Raw genomic sequence first — 21529 nt, forward strand, 5'->3', positions numbered from 1 at the left:
GGAGAAAATTATATGAAAAACTTATACGAAAACCCTTTGATTACAAGATATTCCAGTAAAGAAATGGCTAAAATATTTTCTCCAGATTCTAAATTTAAAACTTGGAGAGAATTGTGGATAGCTTTAGCTGAATCTCAAAAGGAATTAGGGTTAAATATAAGTGAGGAACAAATAGAAGAGTTAAAAAAATATAAAGACGATATCAATTATGATGTTGCTAAAGAAAAAGAAAGAGAATTAAGACACGATGTAATGGCACATGTATATGCTTATGGTGTCCAATGTCCAAAAGCCAAAGGTATTATACATTTAGGAGCAACAAGTGCATATGTTAGAGATAATACTGATATTATATTAATGAGAAAAGGCTTAAAATTAATTAGAAAAAAAATGTTAAATCTAATAAAAAAAATAGCTGATTTTGCATTGAAATATAAAGATTTACCAACACTAGGATTTACACATTTTCAACCAGCTCAAGTTACAACTGTAGGTAAAAGGGCTTCTTTATGGTTGCATGATATATATTTAGACTATAACGAATTAGAAAAATTTATAGATGGTTTAAAAATGAGAGGTGTTAAAGGTACAACAGGTACACAAGCTAGCTTTTTGAAATTATTTGATAATGACCATGAAAAAGTTAAAAAATTAGATAAAATGGTATCAGAAAAAATGGAATTTGAAGAAACTTATCCTGTTACTGGGCAAACTTATTCAAGAAAGATAGATTATCAAGTACTGTCTATATTAAGTGGAATTGCCCAATCTATGCATAAGATTACAAATGATATTAGATTGTTGCAGCATTTAAAAGAGGTGGAAGAACCTTTTGGAAAAAAACAAATAGGTTCATCAGCAATGGCCTATAAAAGAAATCCAATGAGAAGTGAAAGGATAGCTTCTTTAGCTAAATATGTTATCTCAAATACAACAAATACTGCAATAACAACATCAACTCAATGGTTTGAAAGAACACTAGATGATTCAGCTAATAAAAGAATATCAATACCTCAATCATTCCTTGCTTTAGATGCAATATTGGAAATTGGTATAAACATATTTGATGGTATGGTTGTTTATGAAAAAGTTATAAGAGAGCATCTTGAAAATGAATTACCATTTATGGCTACCGAAAATATACTAATGGAGGCAGTTAAAAAAGGTGGAGATAGACAAGAGTTACATGAAGTTATAAGACAATTATCAATGGAAGCAAGTCGTGAAATAAAAGAAGAGGGTAAAAGAAATAATCTTTTAGATAAAATAATAGAAAGTGAAAAATTTAATTTAACTAAAGAAGAAATATTAGAAATAGTTGACCCTGTAAAGTTTATAGGTAGAGCACCACAACAGGTTGAAGAGTTTATAAGAAATTATATTAAACCAATATTAGATGATAATAAAGATTTACTAGGAATGAATGTAGAATTAAGGGTTTAATTTCATAATAATCATATAAATGAGGTTATTAATAACCTCATTTATATGATTATTTTTATATTGCAAAAGTTTACATAAAATTATACAATCAACAAAGTTATATTAATATATTTCTAATCTAATTTATATTTTGATTTATATTAAGTAACAAATAAACAATAACAAAATAATAATTAAACAAAAATCAAATAAAGCTTAAATTCCTTTAGTTAGATTTATATTCTAGGATTTAAAATTATACGATAAAACTAATTATGTTTTTTAATATTACTTAATTATCTAGAAAAAGGAGAAAGATCTATACACTAGTAAACATAAAAAAATTATATTCAACTAATCCCCTGAAATTTTATACAGTATATGCATAAATTGCGTATTTTTATCAATTATTGCTTTGTAAGCTTTTTAAAATGGGTTTATAGAGGTTTTGTGAATTTGATATACCTATTATACTATGAAATATATTTAAGGATATTATAAGCCAAAATAAAAAGCTTTTTAGTAATTAGTTGGAATTTATATTTAAATTTAAAAATTAAGAAGGATTTTAATTAAAAATGTAGAATTCTAATTATACAAAATGTATATTTTGCGCAATTAAATATGTCGAAAGGAGTGCTTCCATGGAAAAATTACCTCTAATTTTGGAAGATTTTCTAAATTATACAGAAACAATTAAAGGTAAATCTGAAAATACTGTTAAGGAGTATTATTATGACTTAAGGACTTTTTTTAGATTTCTTAAAATTAGATATAGAATTGTTGATAGAAAAACTTCCTTTGACGAAATAGATATTTCAGATGTTAATATGGATTTGATAAAACGTGTTACCCTACAAGACCTACATGCATTTATATCTTATGTTGACAGAGAAAGAAATAACAGTAATTATGCAAAAGCTAGAAAAGTTGCTTCTTTACGCTCATTTTTTAAATACTTACATACTAAAGTTAAACTTATTGAAGAAAACCCAGCAGTTGATCTGGAAACTCCTAAAACTGATTCTAGACATCCAATATATTTGACTCTGGATGAGGCTCAAAAATTATTAGATGTTATTGATGGAGAGTTTAAAGAAAGGGATTATGCTATTATTACCCTATTTTTAAATTGTGGATTAAGATTATCTGAGCTTGTTAGCATAGATGTAGACAAAATAAAAGGCGACACATTAACAGTGATTGGTAAAGGTAATAAAGAAAGAACAATTTACTTAAATGATGCTTGTATAGAAGCAATAAATAATTATTTAAAAGTAAGACCTAAGGATGGACTTAAGGATACAAAAGCATTATTTATAAGTAAGAGAAAGAAAAGAATTAGCCCTAAAACAGTTCAATATTTAGTAAAAAAGTATTTAAGATTAGCTGGGCTTGATACAGATAAATACTCTCCTCATAAACTAAGGCACACAGCTGCTACATTAATGTATAAACATGGTAATGTAGATATAAGAGCATTACAACAAATTTTAGGACATGAAAATGTATCAACTACTCAAATTTATACACACATTGATGACGATAGGTTAAGGAAGGCAGTAAAAAGTAATCCATTAGCCAAAAATAAGAAAAAGTAGGCTTATCTAGGCCTACTTTTTCTTATTTTAAAGGAACTTTTAATACATCACCAGGAAATATTTCTGCACTTTCCATATCATTAAGTTTCATAATTTTATGTACTATTTTTCTAACATCGTCATTGTTTGGATTATTCTTCTTAGCTATATTCCACAATGTATCCCCTCTTTTAACTTTTACCTCTATAAACTCTGTATAACCTGAACTATAAACTTTTTCTAAACTAGACATTACACCTAATATAGATATTATTATTAAAGTTAAAATAGTAATAAAACATGCAAATCTAAAGTTGTTTTTTATTTTTAACATTTTACACACCCCTCGAACAAATGTTCTTACAATTAAATTATAAACAAACAAGTGTTCGGTGTCAAGGCTAAATTGCATTTCTCGAACGGATGTTTGAGTTTTGGTGTTTTATGTGATATAATTTACTTGAAATATGAAGAAATATTAACTTGCGAGGTGTGACTATGTATGAAGATCTATCAGATAAACAAAAAAAGATACTAGAATTTATAAAAAGTGAAATACAGACAAAGGGATATCCACCATCAGTTAGAGAAATTTGCAAAGCTGTTAACCTAAAATCTACATCAACTGTACATGGACATTTATCTAGATTAGAAAAAAAAGGATACATAAGAAGGGATTCTACTAAACCTCGAGCTATTGAAGTTATAGATAAAGATAGTGGAAATCTTTATTTTTCTAAAAAAGAGATTGTAGAAGTGCCTATTGTAGGTAAAGTTACAGCAGGAACACCGGTTTTAGCCGTTGAAAATATTGAAGATACATTCCCATTACCAGTAGAGTTTGCAGAAAATAGTTCAGTTTTTATGTTGGAAGTTAATGGTGAAAGTATGATTGAAGCTGGAATTTTAGATGGTGATTATGTTCTCGTTAAACAGCAAAATACAGCTATTAATGGTGATATTGTATTAGCTTTAATTGAAGATGAAGCAACTATTAAACGTTTTTATAAAGAAAAGGACAGTATAAGGCTACAGCCTGAAAATCAATATATGGAGCCTATTATAGTAAAGGATGTAAAAATTCTTGGAAAAATTATAGGTGTATTTAGAAAAATAAAATAAGCTGGATAATCCAGCTTATTTTATTTTAACCAAGTTATTTATATATAAATTGTTTATGGCTTTTATAATACCAATTTTGCTATGTTCATAAGTAAGCCCACCCTGAAAATATACTAGATAAGGCTCCTTTATTGGGGCATCTGCACTAAGTTCAATAGAAGAACCTTGTATAAAAGCTCCTGCTGCCATAATTACTTGATCATCATAACCTGGCATATCCCAAGGCTGCGGAGTAAAGTAAGAATCTACTGGTGATGCTTGTTGAATACCTTCACAGAATTTAATTACCCTTTCTTTGCTTTTTAATTCAACTCCTTGAATTATATCACTTCTTATATCTTGAATATCGGGTATTACTCTAAATCCTAATCCTTTAAAAACGGTAGCTGCCAAGATAGCTCCTTTAAGGGCACCTGCAACTACATGAGGTGCTAAAAACAGTCCTTGTAATACATTTCTGGTATTTCCAAAAGTTAATCCACATTCTTTCCCTATACCTGGGGCTGTGCTTCTATTAGCAATTTGTTCTATTAAACATTTTTTTCCTACAATATAACCACCAGTTAATGCTAAACCTCCCCCAGGGTTTTTAATTAGTGAACCTACTGCTAAATCGGCACCTACATCTGTAGGTTCTTTTTTTTCAATAAATTCACCATAACAATTGTCGACCATGCAAATTAGATTATTTCTATAATTTTTAATTTTATGTATTGCTCTTTTAATCTCATCAATTGTTATGGCTTTTCTGTCACTATAGCCAGTTGACCTTTGAATTAAGATTAGTTTAGTATTATCATTAATTGCTTTTAATGCTTCATTTATATTAATTGCACCTTTATCATTTAAGTCAACTTCTCTGTATGTTATTCCATATTCCTTTAATGAGCCCTTTTCTGTTCCTTTTATTCCGATTACTTTTTGGAGGGTATCATAAGGGCTACCAGTAATTGATAATATTTCATCTCCTGGTCTTAGAATACCACTGATTGCTAAAGTTAATGCATGGGTTCCAGATACTATAGTAGGCCTTACTAAGGCATCCTCTGTGTTAAATACATATGAATATATTTCTTCAACCTTTTTTCTACCAACATCATTATAACCATATCCTGTTGTCCAATTAAAATGAGTAGAATCAAGCCTTGCTTTTTGCATAGATGATAATATTTTATAATGATTATATTCTTTGATTTTATCAATCTTTGTAAACTTATGTTTTATAGTCTTTTCCTTTTTTAAAATATAGTCAATAACCTTTTTATCAGCCCCGAAATGTTTACATAAAATATTTACCGTTTCTTTATCCATTGTTTCACCTTCTTTTAATTTTTTCCTTTGTATTTTATCACATATGATTATTGATTTTCAATTTCTTTATTACATATAGGGCATTTCCCTTTTTTTAGCATTTTATTTCGAATACTAATTGGTGCATAATTACTACCCTGTATAAAACCTTCCTTAATTCCTTGTCTTCTACCGATACTATAACCTGCTAGAAAAACTAATAGTATTATTATAGAAATATCGATTAATTCCAATTGACTTCCTCCACATTTATTATTTTTTCAATAAATTGAAATACCGAAAAAATAATAGAACAATAAATAAGTTTTTGATAGTTTAACTTTATTGTTATTAAAATAAGAATACAGGCAAAAATTAAAACCTCAATAACCCCATATTTTATAGCAAGATTCAAGCAATTAAAATATTTATCTTTATTGTAATCTATTAAATCATCTATAATTTGAAAAGTAACAATTATTAGTAAAGAACTTATCATTTCCATTAGTCCAATTAAAAAAATACCTATAAGTAAAATTATTAATGATTCTTGATATCCTTTTAATTTTAAAGTAAGTCTTCTATTAAAATCTCCGTACATTCCTACAATATATGAACTTAAAAACAGAGATGCAGAAAGCTTAACATTTATTAAACATGCAATGGCAAATATCAACAGTGAATAAGGAAGTATTCCTTCCTTTGTCTTACTTATAAAATCTGTAAAGAGATTATTACTAGAATCTATATAATCATCCATTAATTTTATTATGAATGCATTTAACAAGACACATAATAAATACTTGATACTATATAGAATTGATAACAAATTTTTTCACCTCATTAAATCCCTTTTTATAAAGTGCAGATATTGGGATTATTAGTACATTACTAAAATTTTCTTTTAAATAATCAACAGCTTCTTTAGTTTCTTTTATATCTATTTTATTTGCAAGTAAAACATATCCTGTTCTTGTACTTCCATATTTAATTATCTGTCTATCTATTTCACTAATGAGCTCTTCAGGTCTATCTTTTATAGATTGACTTAAATCAATTATATGTATTAATATTGAACTATTTTGTATGTTTTCTAATGTTTGTACTATTGATTTTCGAATTTGCATATTTGGATGAATTCCATCACATAATCCACTTGAATCAATTATTTCCACTTTTTTGCTACCTTTATATACAGGAATTTCTAAACTGATTGATTGAAGACATGTGGTTTTATATGCTTTGTTAGAGATAAGATTTTTTCTTGCAATATGCAATGAAAACTCTTTATTTAATATTTTTCCATCAGGATATTTAGATTTTATTAATATTTTACTTAGTCCAATGTAATCAGCAAAATTTATCATAAAAGTTGTTTTGCCTACATTTGTTCTACCAATAATTATTGCTTTCTTCAATATTTATCATCCCCTCCAATATCTTCTGCTCTTAACAAAAGTAAATCTTCTCTAGTAACATATTTTCTTTTTTGAAGCCTTACAGCTTGCTTTCTTATTGCTTTTTCAATAATGTTTCTTACAAGCCTAGCGTTTCCACTATTATATTCATAATTTTTATTTTTCAAAATAGTTTCTAGCTTTTTAATTGCTTTATTGCTTAATTTGTATTCTCTAGACTTAGCCATTATTTTTGCAATTTCAATTAATTCTTCTATAGTATAATCTTTAAAATCTATGTGTATAGGAAATCTTGATTTGAGTCCAGGATTAGTCCTAAGAAAAATATCCATTTCCTTTTCATATCCTGCTAAAATTAAGATTAATTTATCTTTATTATCTTCCATTGACTTAACTAAAGCATCTATCGCTTCTTTTCCAAAGTCTTTTTCACCTCCCCTTGCAAGAGAATAGGCTTCATCAATAAAAAGAATTCCTCCTAGAGCTTTTTTAACTTGGCGTTTAACTTTTAATGCTGTATGACCTATATATTCACCAACTAGGTCTGCCCTTTCAATTTCTACTAAATGTCCTTTTTCCAATACACCAATTTTTTTAAATATTCTACCTAAAATTCTTGCTACTGTTGTCTTACCAGTTCCAGGATTGCCTCTAAAAATCATGTGTAAAACAATTGGTTCTGTTAATAAGTTATTCTTTTTTCTCTTTTCCTGTATTTCTATAAAAGCTATAATTTCTTTAACTAGTTTTTTCACATTTTTTAGTCCTACTAAATTGTACAATTCAGCCATAATGTCTTCTAAAGTTTCATCATCCTCTTTTTGGGTATCATTACTCTTTATTTCTTTTTGACTTTTAGAAACAATATGATCAAAAGTTTCATTTAAACTAACCTTTCCTAGCTCATATAATGTTAAGATTTCTTTATATTTATTCTTATTCATATTACCACCTCTTAAGAAGTTGCTATTACTATAATATGCAAAAAATTAATAAAAAGATTAAAAAAACGCCCGCAAAATGCGGACGTTGTTAATCTTTTACTTTTAACTATATGTATAACTACTTATCTAATTAAATATTATTTAGTTATCATCTTTAGTTTTCTTAGTCATAAATTCTAAATTACCTTTTGGTGATATTGTTGATACTGCATGTTTATATATAAGTTGCTGTTTACCATCTGTTTCAAGAACAATAGTATAATTGTCAAAACCTTTTACTAATCCCTTTAAATGATATCCATTTATTAGGTAAATACTAATTTCAATATCTTCCTTTCTTACTTTATTTAAAAAAGCATCCTGTAAATTAATATTATTTTTCAAATTTATCCCCTCCATAATATATTTTTATTTTAAATATTAATTTTTTCTTTTACATATTTTATTATATATTCAGTTAATTCATTTTTATTATCAAAATCATCAACATTTATCCATTTTATTCTATTATCCCTTCTAAACCAAGTTAATTGTCTTTTTGCAAATCTTCTAGTGTTTCTTTTAAGTATTCTTATAGCCTCTTCATAACTATACTCACCATTTAGATAACCAATTATTTCTTTATAACCTAATCCTTTCATTGAAGTTAAATCTTCAGTATATCCCATTTTTAAAAGGTTTTTTACTTCATCAATTAGACCTTCTTCTACCATTATATCTACCCTTTTATTTATTCTTTTATAAAGTTTTTTCCTATCCATAGTTAAACACACCATTGCAATATTATATTCAGGATTAGGCTTTCTAAAATTATTGTAATAATGAGACATTGGTTTACCTGTTTCATAATATATTTCTAATGCTCTTACTATACGCTTAGTATCATTAACATGAATTCTTGAAGCTGATTTAGGATCAACTTCTTTTAACTTATTAAGAAGATATTGATTACCCTGTTCTTTTGCTAAGTTATAAAATTGCTTTCTTAATTGTAGGTTTGACCTAGCTTCAGTAAAATCTAAATCATACACTAAAGAATTAATATATAAACCCGTACCCCCAACCACCATTGGTAATTTATTTCTTTTTAGAATTTTATCAATACACTTTTTGGTTCTACTTTGATAATCGGAAACAGAAAATTTTTCATCTGGATAAACTATATCTATCATATAATGTTTAATTCCTTCTTTTTCATCTTCTGTGATTTTAGCTGTTCCTATATTCATATATTTATATATTTGCATAGAATCAGCAGAAATTATTTCTGCATTAATTTTTTTTGCTATATCTATTGAAATAGCAGTTTTTCCAACAGCGGTTGGGCCGATTAAAAGAAATAGAGGTTTTTTGTTTGTATTCAAAATTCTCACCCTTTACTGTATCCTTTTAAATTTTCTTTCTAGTTCATATTTACTCATTTTAATAATTATAGGTCTTCCGTGTGGGCAAGTATATGGATTTTCACACTGTTTTAAATCTTGAATAAGCCTATCTATTTCAATTTCATCAATAAAATCCCCTGCTTTGACAGCACTAGTACAAGCCATTTTCATAACCTTATCTATTTTTAACTCATAGTTATATTTAATATTTTCTTGAATTTTATCAAGCAATTCTAAGAACAATTTTTTAGAGTTAGGTTTACCTAAGATTGTAGGTACTCCTCTTAATGCAATTGAATTTACTCCAAACTCTTCTATTTCAAAACCTAGACTCTTAAACATTTCAATATTCTCTAAAACTACTTCAACTTCACTATTTGTTAAATGTATAATTTCAGGAGCAAGAAGTTTTTGTACCATAACACTTTCATTTTCTAAATCTTTTTTTAATTTTTCATACATAATACGCTCGTGAGCGGCATGTTGATCTATTATGTAAAATAGATCATTATTTTTTTCTTCTGCAAGTATATAGGTATTAAACAATCTACCTATTATATCTAATTTAGGTATTTTTGTATTTGTCTTATTGTTCTTTGAAAGTTTAAAACTGCTACTTTTTTCTTTAAAAAGATTTGAGTTACTTATATTTCTATTCTTTTCTTTGAACATTGAATAATTACCACTTTTTTTATTTTTAAAACTTGTTGTATAATCTAAAATTTGTATATTTTTATTTTCTTGGTCTAATTCAATATAATCTACTTCTAATTCATCATCTTTCGGTGCTTCTTCTATATTTTTCGGTACTTCTTCTAATGAATCTACAAAATTAATTTGTTCTTCTTGAGAACCATTATCTTTGGACTTATTGTCTATATCAACCTCAGGTATTAAATTTTCCTTATTTATTAACTCTTCTACTATTGAGGTTAATACATTATCTAATGTTTTTTTATTTTTAAATCTAATTTCTATTTTGGTAGGATGAACATTTACATCTATTTCTCTAGGAGGTATATCAATATATAAAATTATAGCTGGGAATCTATTATTAGGTATTAATGGTTTATATATTTTCTCAATTGTTTTAGTTAAAAAATCGCTTTTTACTATTCTACCATTAATATAGAAATATTGATGATTTCTATTGCCTCTTGTGTAGGAGGGTTTAGAAATAAATCCTTGTATCTTTAAATTCTCACCAATATAATCTAGTTTAAACAATGAATTAGCAAATTCTTTACCAAAAATACTGTAAATAGTTGATATTCTATTATTATTCCCAGGTGTTTTCATAATTAATTTGTTGTTTTTTATAAACTTAAAAGATATATTTGGATTTCCTAAAGCCAATTTATTTACAATATCACTAATATATGAGCTTTCAACAGAATCACTTTTCAAGAATTTTTTTCTAGCAGGTGTATTATAAAATAAATTTTTTACAATAATAGTAGTACCTTGGGGACATCCAACCTCTTTGTTTTCAACTATTTTTCCACCCATTACCATAACTTGATTTCCTACTACACTATTTGTAGTCTTGGTTATAAGTTGAAGTTGTGATACAGCAGAAATACTTGATAAAGCTTCACCCCTGAAACCTAAAGAAGTAATATTATCTAGGTCTTCAGCTTTATTTATTTTACTAGTTGAATGTCTTAAAAAAGCTATATTTATATCATTCTTTTCTATACCTATTCCATTATCAGTTACACGAATATATTTCTTACCACCTTTTTTTATTTCTACAGTTATAGAAGTTGAACCTGCATCAATAGAATTTTCAACAAGTTCTTTAACTACAGATGCAGGCCTTTCGACTACTTCACCAGCTGAAATTTTATTTATAGTCTCTTCATCTAATAACTTAATTTTATTCACCATGTTAAATCACCTACATTTTTTTGGCTTCCTTAGATAACTCGTATAATAAATTAATTGCATCTAAAGGTGTAATTTGCATCATATCAATTGATTTTAGTTTATCAATAATCTGACTTTCTTTTATACTAAATAAATCTAACTGATGATTATTATTTTTTTCTCCAATTGTTTCATTTGTCTTACTTTCTTCATAGGTATTACTTTTGGTAATAGCAACACTATTTTTTGCAATATCTCTATCTTCTAATTCACTTAGTATTTCATGGGCTCTTCTGATAACTTCATGAGGCACACCTGCTAACTTAGCAACTTCTATTCCATAGCTTCTGTCAGCTCCACCTTTATCTATTTTGCGTAGGAATATTATGTCGTCACCTTTTTCTTTAACTAATATGTTATAATTTTTAATGCCTTCAATTTTACCTTCTAATTCAGTTAATTCGTGGTAATGAGTTGCAAACAAGGTTTTAGCTCCAACTTTATTCTTATCGCTTATATACTCAACAACAGCCCAAGCAATACTTAACCCGTCAAAGGTACTAGTACCTCTTCCAATCTCATCTAATATTAATAGACTATTATTTGTTGCATTGTTAAGGATATTAGCTACTTCACTCATCTCCACCATAAAAGTACTTTGACCTTGTGATAAATCATCTGAAGCACCTACCCTTGTAAAAATCCTATCGACGATTCCAATATTAGCCTCATCTGCAGGAACAAAACTACCTATTTGGGCCATTAATGTAATTAATGCTACTTGCCTCATATAAGTCGATTTACCTGCCATATTTGGTCCAGTAATAATTGCTATTCTATTTTGATTATTGTCTAAATGTGTATCATTTGGTATAAACAATTCATTTTCTAGCATTTTTTCTACAACAGGATGTCTACCATTCTTAATTTTAATAATACCTTTATTGTTTAGCCTTGGACGAACAAAATTATTTTTAAATGCAACCTGTGCTAAAGAATTTAAGGCGTCTATAGTTGATACAATTTTTGCTGCCTTCTGTATTCTTTTTACTTCTTGACGGATTGTATTTCTTATTTCTACAAATAGATCGTATTCAAGTTTCATACTTTTTTCTTCTGCTCCTAATATTTTAGCTTCCATTTCTTTAAGTTCAGGTGTAATATATCTTTCTGAATTTGCTAAGGTTTGTTTTCTTATATAGTTGTCAGGCACATATTTAATATTTGATTTTGTTACCTCAATATAATATCCAAATACTTTATTAAAGCCAATTTTTAAAGATTTTATTCCTGTTCTTTCTTTTTCTCTTTTCTCTAATTTTGAAAGCCATTCTTTCCCCTTAGTCATTGCTTCTCTAAGTTCAAATAATTCTTTATTATACTCACTTTTTATTATGTTTCCTTCTTTAACTGTTAAAGGAGGGTCTTCAATTACAGATTTTTCAATAAGTTCATAAATGTCATTAAGAGTATCTAAGTTTTTTGCTAATTTAGTTAATTGTTTAGAATTAGTAGTAAGTAAAATTGATTTTAATTTAGGGAAAACTTTAATAGAATTTTTTAATGATAGAAGATCTCTAGCATTACAGTTTCCATAAACAATTTTTCCCATTAGTCTTTCTATGTCATAAACACTGGTTAATAGTTTCTTGATATCATCAATAAGTAAAATATTATTAATTAATTCTTCTACTGACTCTAACCTTTCGTTTATTTTTTCTATATTTATTAATGGTTCTTCGATCCATCTTTTTAATAGTCTACCACCCATTGCAGTAGAAGTTTTGTCAAGTAACCAAAAAAGTGAGCCTTTTTTGCTTTTTCCCCTTATAGTTTCAGTAAGTTCTAAGTTTCTTCTTGTATTCATATCTAATACCATGAACTTATTAATTGAATATGTAGTGATATTATTTAAGTGATTTAATGACACTTTTTGAGTTTCATTTAAATATTCGATTAATGCACCTGTTGAAGCAATACTATATTTTTTATTTTTAAACCCGTATCCTTCTAAAGTTACTACAGACATTTGAGTTTTTATTTTTTGTTCTGCAGTAGATAATTCAAAAGCCCATTCATCAAATTTATCTATTACTGTATTAAATCTTTTTCTTATACTGTTAGTTAAATCTTCATTATTATATAAAAATTCATTTACTATAATTTCATTAGGTCTAATTTTGGCTAATTCATCAAATAATATCCTTTCTATTTTCTTTTCATTTCCAATTATCTGTGTAGTATACAAGTCACCAATAGAAACATCTACATATGTTATTCCAATACCGTCTTTATCCATATATATACAACAAAGATAATTATTACTCTTTTCATCCAACACCTTATCATCAGTTATTGTGCCTGGTGTTATTATCCTAACTACATCACGTTTAACAATACCTTTTGATTGGGAAGCATCTTCAATTTGTTCACAAATAGCTACTCTATAACCTTTTTCAACTAATTTTGCAATATAAGAATCAGCAGAGTGATAGGGAACTCCACACATTGGAGCTCTTTCTTTTTTTCCACAATCTCTACCAGTTAGCGTTATTTCTAATTCTTTAGAGGCTATTATAGCATCATCAAAAAACATTTCATAAAAATCACCTAATCTAAAAAATAAAATTGAATCTTTGTGTTTTTCTTTGATTTTCATATATTGTTTCATCATTGGTGTTAATTTACCCAATAGAATTCCCTCCAGTTATCTTAGTGCATTATATATATAGTATATCATAATAAAATCTGCAAATAGAATAGGCTAAGGGTATCCTTAGCCTATTTAACATTAGTTTTCCTCTACTAAAACTCCTTCTAGAGTCCAAGTTTTAGGATTTGTTATCTTAACAGTAACAATATTTCCAACTAAACTTTTATCGCCTTTGAAATGAACAACTTTATTTGTCCTAGTTCTTCCAGTTAATTTAGTATCATCAGCTTTACTTACTTCTTCTACTAGCACTTTTATTTCCTTATCTTTTAACTTTTTATTAATTTCTAAACTTATTGGATATAAAGTATCAAGAAGTTTTTGGAATCTTTTATGCTTAATATCATCAGGTATTTGATTTTCCATTTTTGCTGCTGGTGTCCCCTTTCTAATTGAATAGATAAATGTAAAGGCTGAGTCAAATCTTACCTTTTTTACTACATCTAAAGTATCTTTAAAGTCTTCTTCAGTTTCACCTGGAAAACCTACGATTATGTCAGTAGTAATGGCTACACCTGGAATTTCTTTTTTTATTTTTTCAGCTAATTCTAAGTATTGTTCTTTTGTATATTTTCTATTCATCTTTTTCAAAATATTATTACTTCCTGCTTGAAATGGCAGATGTATATGTTCACATACTTTTTCACAATCCCTAATAGTGTAAATCAACTCATCTGATAAATCTTTCGGATGTGATGTTGTAAATCTAATCCTTTCAATACCATCTATTTCATTAACCATTCTTAATAACTTAGCAAATGTTATTTTATTTTCTAAAGTCTTTCCGTATGAGTTTACATTTTGTCCTAATAGTGTAACCTCTTTGCATCCTTGTTTTGCTAATTGTTCTATTTCCTTAAGTATATTATCTGGATGTCTACTCCTTTCTCTACCCCTAGTATAAGGTACAATACAATAAGTACAAAAATTATTACATCCATGCATTACATTAACAAAGGCCTTAAAACCGAACTTCCTCCTAACAGGAACATCTTCAACAATGTCTCCAGCTTCTTCCCATACATCTATTACCATTCCTGGATTTTGCTTATGGTTAGCTATAAGCTCTGGAAGCTTGTGTATATTATGAGTACCAAATACAATGTCAACATGACTATATTTCTCTTTGATTAAATCTCTTATTTCTTTCTTTTGAGTCATACATCCACATACTGCTATTATTAAATCTGGCTTTTTCTTTTTCAATGTTTTTAAATGTCCTAGATTACCATAAACTTTAAGTTCAGCATTTTTCCTAACAAGGCAAGTGTTATATATTATTAAATCAGCTTCCTTTTCATTGCTTGTACTTTCATAACCCATAGTTTCTAACATACCAGCCATTTTTTCAGAATCATGTTCATTCATCTGACAACCCCAGGTTGATATGAGGTATTTACTTTTGCTACTCAATTTACTTCCTCCTCTGGTAAGTTTATAATCTCTTATAACTACAGTAATAATTATAACCTTTTCAATTAACCATTATTATAACATAATAATTTTGTTTATAAAAGGTTTTAAAAGTAGAGTTTTAAACCAACAATAATTATACCTATACAAAAAATTACATATCTATTCTATGCTTTAAGCTAATTTTATGATATTATATAAATGGAAAGGTTTTCAATAACGATTATTTTTTTAATATTAGCTTTTTTCAAAATATTAAGATAAGGAGGACTTTATTATGAATTTTTCAAAAAGAATTACTTCTATGCAAGAATCCCCTATTAGGAAATTAGTTCCCATAGCCGAAGAGGCAAAGAGTAAAGGAAAGAAGGTTTATCACTTAAATATTGGGCAACCTGATATTGAAACACCAGAATCATTTTTTAAGGCTGTAAAAAGTTTTGATGAGGAAGTATTAGCTTATACTTTTTCACAAGGTATTCCTGAATTAATAGACAGTTTTATAGAATATTATAAAAAGTATGATATTAATTTTGATAAAGATGAGATACTTATTACAAATGGTGGAAGTGAAGCACTTCTATTTACTCTAATAGCTATATGTGACCATGGGGACCAAGTTCTTATACCAGAACCTTTTTATACAAATTACAATGGTTTTGGAAGTTCTGTAGGTGTTGATGTTGTTCCAATTACAACTAAAGCTGAAGAAGGATTCCACTTACCTAAAAAAGAGGAAATAGAAAAACTTATTACACCAAAAACTAGAGCCATATTGTTATCAAACCCTGGGAATCCAACAGGAGTTGTTTATACAAAAGAAGAAATATATATGCTAAGGGATTTGGCTAAGAAACATGATTTATTTATAGTAGCAGATGAAGTGTATAGGGAGTTTGTTTATGATGGATTTGAATATATGAGTTTTGCCCATTTAGAAGATATAAAAGATAGAGTTGTAATTATAGATAGTGTATCAAAACGATATAGTGCATGTGGTGCTAGAATCGGTTCAATTGCAAGTAAAAATAGGGAATTAATTAAACAAATATTAAAACTATGTCAGAGTAGATTATGCGTAGCTACAATTGAACAGATAGGTGCAGCAGAATTGATAAATGTACCAGACAACTATTTTACTGAGGTAGTAAATGAGTATAAAAGACGAAGAGATGTAGTATATAATGCCCTTAATGAGATTGATGGTGTAATTTGTAAAAAACCACATGGTGCTTTTTATGTAACAGCTAAACTACCAGTGGAAAATGCTGAAGATTTTGTGATTTGGTTATTAAGGGACTTTGATGTAGATAATCAAACTGTAATGCTAGCACCGGCTGAAGGGTTTTATGCAACAGAAGGATTAGGAAAAGATGAGGTTAGAATTTCATATGTACTTAATGAAGAAGCACTTAGAAAGGCAATGAATATAATTAAAAAAGGATTAGAAGTTTATCCAAACAAAAAATAAAGAAACTTTCTAGAGGAAGATTTTTCTTCCTCTTTTTTCTTTTTGTTTATTTAAAAGGAAGTTTATTAATATTCTTGTCTTAAAGTCCTTTCGAACATTTGACATTTTTCCATATTACAGTATCCATCAATATTATGGATACAAGTTATAGCTCCGCATTTTTTTAACCTACTAATTTCAGCTGATTTTAGATTTTTTACTATATTTTCTTTCATCTGCATCCCTCCTATTATTATCTTATATATAAATTATAACACTATAAACATATTATGTCAAACTTGTTTTCTGAAATTTGCATAAGCAAAACTTAAAAATTGCATATAATGCTATCGTAACTAAAATAAAAATAAAATAATGCAATTATATGTATTGTTATATGCAATTTAATATTCTTTAAACATATAAAAAGAATATATTTTAAGATATAATAAACAATCAATAAAATCTATTTACTCATATCTCCATATAAATAATCAAATACATAGAATATTGACAAAATAACTTAAAAAACTACTATAATTATTGATGTTTTAAGATAACTATCTAATAATAAGAATTAGTTTTTTGAAACTTAAAATAATTAATTAAATTTAACTATTATAGAAATACTAATTTATATAGGCTTTTGAAAATTAGGCGGTGATAACAATAACTAGCTTTACAACTTTTTTTAAAAAATTGCATATATCAATACTTGCTACTAAACTCTATAAATCTTTAGTTATAGCTATTTTATTTATAATATTTTTTTCTAGCTTATTTTATCTTTTTGAAGCCCCATATAATAAGAATATTAAAAGTTTTATAGATGCCTTATGGTGGGGATTTGTAACAAGTACAACTGTCGGATATGGTGATATATATCCAGTAACTTCAATCGGAAGAGTAATTGCTATTTTACTTATGATAATAGGTATAGGAGCATTTGGATTTATTACCGCTTCTATAGCATCGGTTTTAGTTGAAAAAAATTTGAAGAAAGGAATGGGGCTTATGGACGTAAATTTTAGTGATCACATAATAGTTATTGGGTGGAACTACAGGTCTAAATCAATTATTGAAGAGTTAACACGTGAAGATAAAAATATAGAAATAGCGTTAATAGATAATAATTTAGACCAAAATCCTTATAACAATAAAAATATTTCCTATATAAAAGGAGATCCAACTAATGACCAAGTACTAAATAGGGCTAATATAAAAGAGGCTAAAACAGTAATAGTTTTAGCAGACAAAAAGCTTAACAATGCAGAAATGATAGATGCAAAATCGGTACTCATATGTTTAGCTGTTGATAGAATAAACCCTAATGTTTATTTAATTGCAGAGGTATTAAATCATTTAAATATAGTTCATTTTAAAAGGGCTAATGTTGACGATATAATAATTAGCAGTCAGTTTGAAAGCAGAATACTTATGAGATGTGCCTTATATAAAGGTGTAAGCAAAGCCTTTAAAGAATTAATGACAAATTCCTACGGTAATGAAATTTACGAAATGAGCAATATACCACAATATAATAATAAACCATATAAAGAAGTGGCTATAGATTTTTTAAATAAAAAAGCCACTTTAATTGGATATTATAGAGACGATAAAATTTTCCTTAATCCAGACAGTAATACAATATTGACAAAGGATGATATTCTTTTGTATATAGCTGAGAATAAGATAAAATTATAGAATAGGCCTATATGAATCACCTTTTTCTATTTCATTATTTGTCTTTTTTAAAAAACTATTGATTACTTCTGAAAAGTATTTGATACTATTTTCTATTTGACTTGAATAAATAGAAGCTATACTTATTCTAAAATGATGATCATCTTCTTTATTAACATAAAAAATTGAACCAGGCATAAAAATAATATTATTTTTAAGAGAAAAATTGTATAAATCCCATGAAGAATATTTATCCGGTAAACTAAACCAGAAATTTAATCCACCCTTTGGTAAATCATATTTAACTTCTTTAGGTATATACTTTTTTATACTATCTGACATAATCTCAAAGCGTTTTTTATATATGTTTTCCATATAATTAATATGTTTTTTCCATATTCCTTTTCTTAGATATAAATCAAATGCTCTTTGAATTAAGCCAGATGTAGATATATCAGACATATGTTTAGCAGCAATTACTTTATTATAAATTGAAATAGGTGTAACCATAAAGGCTAATCTTAAACCTGGCATGAAAATTTTTGAAAAACTTTTTATATATATAACTTTATTTTCTGTATCTAATGATTTTAGGGTTTGATTATTACTGCTAAAAAACGATAAATCGCTTAGATAATCATCTTCTATTATAAACAGGTCATGTTTATAAGCTAATTCTAATAACTTATTCTTTTTCTCCACTGAATATGAATAACCCGTAGGATTTTGAAAGTTTGGCATAACATAGATAAATTTAGGTTTAAAACTTTTTAACTTATTTTCTAAAGCTTTTATATCAATACCATCTTTTTCTATTGGAATTCCAATAATCCTTGCACCACGAGATTTAAAAGATGATATAGCACCAGCATATGTTGGATTTTCGGTAAATACTATATCACCATAATCAATTAAAGCTTTAGATAAAATATCTATTCCTTGTTGAGCCCCTGAAATTATTTGAATACTATCTATAGTTGTTATTATATTACTATTTATTAAATATTTTTTTATAGCTTTTCTTAATGGCAAGTATCCTTGGCTCTCTTGATAACCAAAAGCATTTCCTCTATCCCTATCGAGAACTTCATTCAGAACTGATTTAAATTCGGTTACTGGGAATAAGTCAGGAGTTGGGGTAGCACTAGCAAAGTTTATTGTATTCTTATTAATTTGTATTTGATTACTATTAATAATATTCCTGTTCTTTTCATCTAAATATCTTTCTTCACTATGAGTTTCTATATAGCGTATATCTTTGTTATTAATATTTTTTACAAAAGTACCACTACCTACTTTTTTGTACACAAGATCTTCTTGCTCTAATAATTTATATGCATTTACTACTGTTGCATTATTTATTTTCAGTAAATTTGCTAATCTTCTTATCGGAGGAAGCTTGGTGTGTGGTGTTAGAACCCCATTTAAAATCATACTTTTCAATTCATTATATAATTGAATATATAAATACTGATTACTTTTTCTATTTAGCTTAATATTGTTATACTCTACCATTTATAACCTCCTATATTGTACCCATACAATTTTTATATTATAATTTTATCAAATTCCAAAAAGATATTCAAAAAATAAAAAATTCAACCTGTAAGGTTGAATTTTATTTCTTTTTGAAGATTCTTTTTATAAAACTCTTATTATTTTCCTTTTCTTTTTTTAGTTTTTCTTTTAATTGTATGATTTCATAAGATTTTTCTTTAACTTTCATTTTTAATTTAGCATTTTCACAAATTAGCACATCTCTTTCTTTGCTTCTAATTTCTTCCTTTAATTTTTTTACTTCTTCTTTTAATTCTTTAATTTCCTTTAAACTAGTATATTCTTTACTTTCTATAAATTCCTGTAGCTGCTGAGAGACTGAGTTTTGAAGTTTGGTAGTAATTTCTTCTATTGATGTATTATTTTCCTTATCTATCATAGTTGTTACAGCTGTTTCTCTTTGCTGTTCATTCAAAATTATTTCAGGAGAATTTAAAATTAGCTTTATTTGTTTGTTTGTAAAGCCTTTTTCTTGTAATGCTTTGATATAATTTAAAGTTTCTATTTCTTTATAGGTATAATATCTATGATTAGCTTCATTTCTAGGAATTTCTAAATCAAATTCTTTTTCATAATATCTCAAAACATGAGGCTGATAACCAGTTATTTCAGCAACTTCAGATATACTATATTCTTTTTTTGGATCAATTTGAGATTCTGGCATTTAATCACCTCCATGTAAAATATTACATATTATCTATTTCTCTATAAGTTCAATATGTCCTTCATTTTTTTTTGAATTTTTTTACAACAATATTCGATATTTTTAAATTAGAACTTCAAATCATGTAGAAAAATGTAAAATAAAAAAACATAATTTCTGTCGATTGCAGAAATTATGTTTTAAAATCATTTTTCAGTGTACTTGGATTACAATTTACTTTATGTATTGTAATTTATTTTACTTTTTTATAAAAAAAAGTTTTTATTGGTCTAAAATTATATCTTTCTGGTAAAATAATTTGCTCAGTACTACCAACAAAAAAGATTCCATCATCTGCTAAGGATTTATTAAATTTTTTATATAATTTATTTTTTGCTTCTTCCGTAAAATATATCATTACATTTCTACAAATTATTAAGTCTAAGTTTGTAGGGTAATCATCCTCTAGTAGATTATGTTTTTTAAATTTGACACACTGTTTTATTGAATTATCAATTTTAAATTTTCTACCTAACTTAGTAAAATATTTACTTTTAAAATTAGATGGTACATTCTTTAAACTTTTTTCATCATATACTCCTACTTTTGCATTATTAATTGCATTATTATCTATATCAGTTGCAAGAACCTTTACATCTTGTAGATTCAGATATTTTGAAAGAATCATAACAAGTGTATATGGCTCTTCACCAGTAGAACAAGCACTACTCCATACTTTTATGTTTTTCCCTTTACTTTTAATTAATTTAGGCAATATATAATCTTCTAATACTTTCCACTGCTCAGGATTCCTAAAAAATTCTGAAACGTTAATGGTTAGATAGTTTAAAAATTCATCTAAAAGATTGTTATCATTTTTTAATGCTTTAAAATAATTATCATAATTTCTAAAATTATTTCTTTTAATTAATGAATTAATCCTTCTTTTCATTTGTTTTTCTTTATAAGACCCTAAGTCTATATTTGTAAGTTTATATATCTGTTTCTTAAAAACTTCGTATTTATCCATAATAAACCCC

At 26.9% G+C, this 21529-nt stretch carries 20 protein-coding genes; 5 read left to right on the forward strand and 15 right to left on the reverse strand.

Going from position 1 to position 21529, the window contains the following annotated elements; all coding sequences use genetic code 11:
• Positions 1–12 precede the first annotated feature (12 nt).
• On the forward strand, positions 13–1443 hold the full coding sequence (purB, locus tag BET03_RS01360; protein WP_120166472.1) for an adenylosuccinate lyase: 1431 nt from the start codon (positions 13–15) through the stop codon (positions 1441–1443).
• Positions 1444–2066: 623 nt separating this feature from the next.
• On the forward strand, positions 2067–3023 hold the full coding sequence (locus BET03_RS01365; RefSeq protein ID WP_120166474.1) for a tyrosine recombinase XerC: 957 nt from the start codon (positions 2067–2069) through the stop codon (positions 3021–3023).
• Between the two features lie 22 nt (positions 3024–3045).
• Here BET03_RS01365 and BET03_RS01370 read toward each other — a convergent pair whose 3' ends face one another.
• Positions 3046–3336, reverse strand: a complete 291-nt coding sequence (locus BET03_RS01370; protein ID WP_183108664.1) for a LysM peptidoglycan-binding domain-containing protein — start codon at positions 3334–3336, stop codon at positions 3046–3048.
• A 164-nt stretch (positions 3337–3500) separates the two neighbouring features.
• On the opposite strand from BET03_RS01370, the gene lexA reads away from it, so the two are divergent.
• Positions 3501–4124 (forward strand): transcriptional repressor LexA, encoded by a 624-nt coding sequence (gene lexA / locus BET03_RS01375; RefSeq protein WP_120166478.1) that lies wholly within the window; start codon positions 3501–3503, stop codon positions 4122–4124.
• 15 nt (positions 4125–4139) lie between these two features.
• Here the strand turns inward: lexA and BET03_RS01380 are convergent, their stop codons facing one another.
• The 10 genes from BET03_RS01380 to miaB form a co-directional block, all read right to left on the reverse strand.
• Positions 4140–5435 (reverse strand): methionine gamma-lyase family protein, encoded by a 1296-nt coding sequence (locus tag BET03_RS01380; RefSeq protein WP_120166480.1) that lies wholly within the window; start codon positions 5433–5435, stop codon positions 4140–4142.
• 47 nt (positions 5436–5482) lie between these two features.
• Positions 5483–5668 carry a hypothetical protein gene (locus BET03_RS01385; protein WP_120166482.1) on the reverse strand — a complete coding sequence of 62 codons (186 nt, stop codon included), beginning with the start codon at positions 5666–5668 and terminating at the stop codon, positions 5483–5485.
• A complete protein-coding gene (locus tag BET03_RS01390; RefSeq protein WP_120166484.1) occupies positions 5659–6243 on the reverse strand; it encodes a hypothetical protein in 585 nt (194 codons plus the stop codon). The genes BET03_RS01385 and BET03_RS01390 overlap by 10 nt, the downstream gene beginning before the upstream one ends.
• Positions 6224–6832, reverse strand: a complete 609-nt coding sequence (locus BET03_RS01395) for a GTPase (RefSeq protein WP_120166486.1) — start codon at positions 6830–6832, stop codon at positions 6224–6226. The genes BET03_RS01390 and BET03_RS01395 overlap by 20 nt, the downstream gene beginning before the upstream one ends.
• The gene (locus BET03_RS01400) at positions 6829–7776 is read right to left on the reverse strand and encodes an AAA family ATPase (RefSeq protein WP_120166488.1); all 948 of its coding nucleotides are present in this window, start codon (positions 7774–7776) and stop codon (positions 6829–6831) included. Before BET03_RS01400 ends, BET03_RS01395 begins: the two co-directional genes overlap by 4 nt.
• 141 nt (positions 7777–7917) lie before the next feature.
• The gene (gene hfq, locus BET03_RS01405; RefSeq protein ID WP_423246970.1) at positions 7918–8160 is read right to left on the reverse strand and encodes an RNA chaperone Hfq; all 243 of its coding nucleotides are present in this window, start codon (positions 8158–8160) and stop codon (positions 7918–7920) included.
• Between the two features lie 29 nt (positions 8161–8189).
• Positions 8190–9140 carry a tRNA (adenosine(37)-N6)-dimethylallyltransferase MiaA gene (gene miaA / locus BET03_RS01410; RefSeq protein WP_120166492.1) on the reverse strand — a complete coding sequence of 317 codons (951 nt, stop codon included), beginning with the start codon at positions 9138–9140 and terminating at the stop codon, positions 8190–8192.
• Positions 9141–9152: 12 nt separating this feature from the next.
• Positions 9153–11051 (reverse strand): DNA mismatch repair endonuclease MutL, encoded by a 1899-nt coding sequence (mutL, locus tag BET03_RS01415; protein WP_120166494.1) that lies wholly within the window; start codon positions 11049–11051, stop codon positions 9153–9155.
• Positions 11052–11061: 10 nt separating this feature from the next.
• Positions 11062–13722: a DNA mismatch repair protein MutS gene (gene mutS, locus BET03_RS01420; RefSeq protein WP_120166495.1), complete on the reverse strand. Its 2661-nt coding sequence runs from the start codon at positions 13720–13722 to the stop codon at positions 11062–11064.
• 99 nt (positions 13723–13821) lie between these two features.
• The gene (miaB, locus tag BET03_RS01425; protein WP_279230301.1) at positions 13822–15156 is read right to left on the reverse strand and encodes a tRNA (N6-isopentenyl adenosine(37)-C2)-methylthiotransferase MiaB; all 1335 of its coding nucleotides are present in this window, start codon (positions 15154–15156) and stop codon (positions 13822–13824) included.
• A 277-nt stretch (positions 15157–15433) separates the two neighbouring features.
• Between miaB and BET03_RS01430 the strand changes: the two genes are divergently transcribed.
• The gene (locus BET03_RS01430; protein ID WP_120166499.1) at positions 15434–16627 is read left to right on the forward strand and encodes a pyridoxal phosphate-dependent aminotransferase; all 1194 of its coding nucleotides are present in this window, start codon (positions 15434–15436) and stop codon (positions 16625–16627) included.
• Positions 16628–16692: 65 nt separating this feature from the next.
• On the opposite strand, the gene BET03_RS13540 is transcribed toward BET03_RS01430, so the two are convergent.
• Entirely contained in the window at positions 16693–16842 is a 150-nt protein-coding gene (locus BET03_RS13540; protein WP_183108665.1) for a hypothetical protein, read from the reverse strand.
• Between the two features lie 463 nt (positions 16843–17305).
• Here BET03_RS13540 and BET03_RS01435 point away from each other — a divergent pair, with 463 nt between their 5' ends.
• Positions 17306–18310 (forward strand): potassium channel family protein, encoded by a 1005-nt coding sequence (locus BET03_RS01435; RefSeq protein ID WP_183108666.1) that lies wholly within the window; start codon positions 17306–17308, stop codon positions 18308–18310.
• Here the strand turns inward: BET03_RS01435 and pdxR are convergent.
• The 3 genes from pdxR to BET03_RS01450 form a co-directional block, all read right to left on the reverse strand.
• The gene (pdxR, locus tag BET03_RS01440) at positions 18305–19804 is read right to left on the reverse strand and encodes a MocR-like pyridoxine biosynthesis transcription factor PdxR (protein ID WP_120166503.1); all 1500 of its coding nucleotides are present in this window, start codon (positions 19802–19804) and stop codon (positions 18305–18307) included. The genes BET03_RS01435 and pdxR overlap by 6 nt on opposite strands.
• 103 nt (positions 19805–19907) lie before the next feature.
• Complete coding sequence (locus BET03_RS01445) at positions 19908–20510, reverse strand: helix-turn-helix domain-containing protein (RefSeq protein ID WP_120166505.1); 603 nt, start codon at positions 20508–20510, stop codon at positions 19908–19910.
• A gap of 232 nt (positions 20511–20742) precedes the next feature.
• A complete protein-coding gene (locus BET03_RS01450; RefSeq protein ID WP_120167000.1) occupies positions 20743–21519 on the reverse strand; it encodes a CheR family methyltransferase in 777 nt (258 codons plus the stop codon).
• Between the last annotated feature and the right edge of the window lie 10 nt (positions 21520–21529).

The organism is Thermohalobacter berrensis, from assembly GCF_003609645.1.
Classification (GTDB): domain Bacteria; phylum Bacillota; class Clostridia; order Tissierellales; family Thermohalobacteraceae; genus Thermohalobacter; species Thermohalobacter berrensis.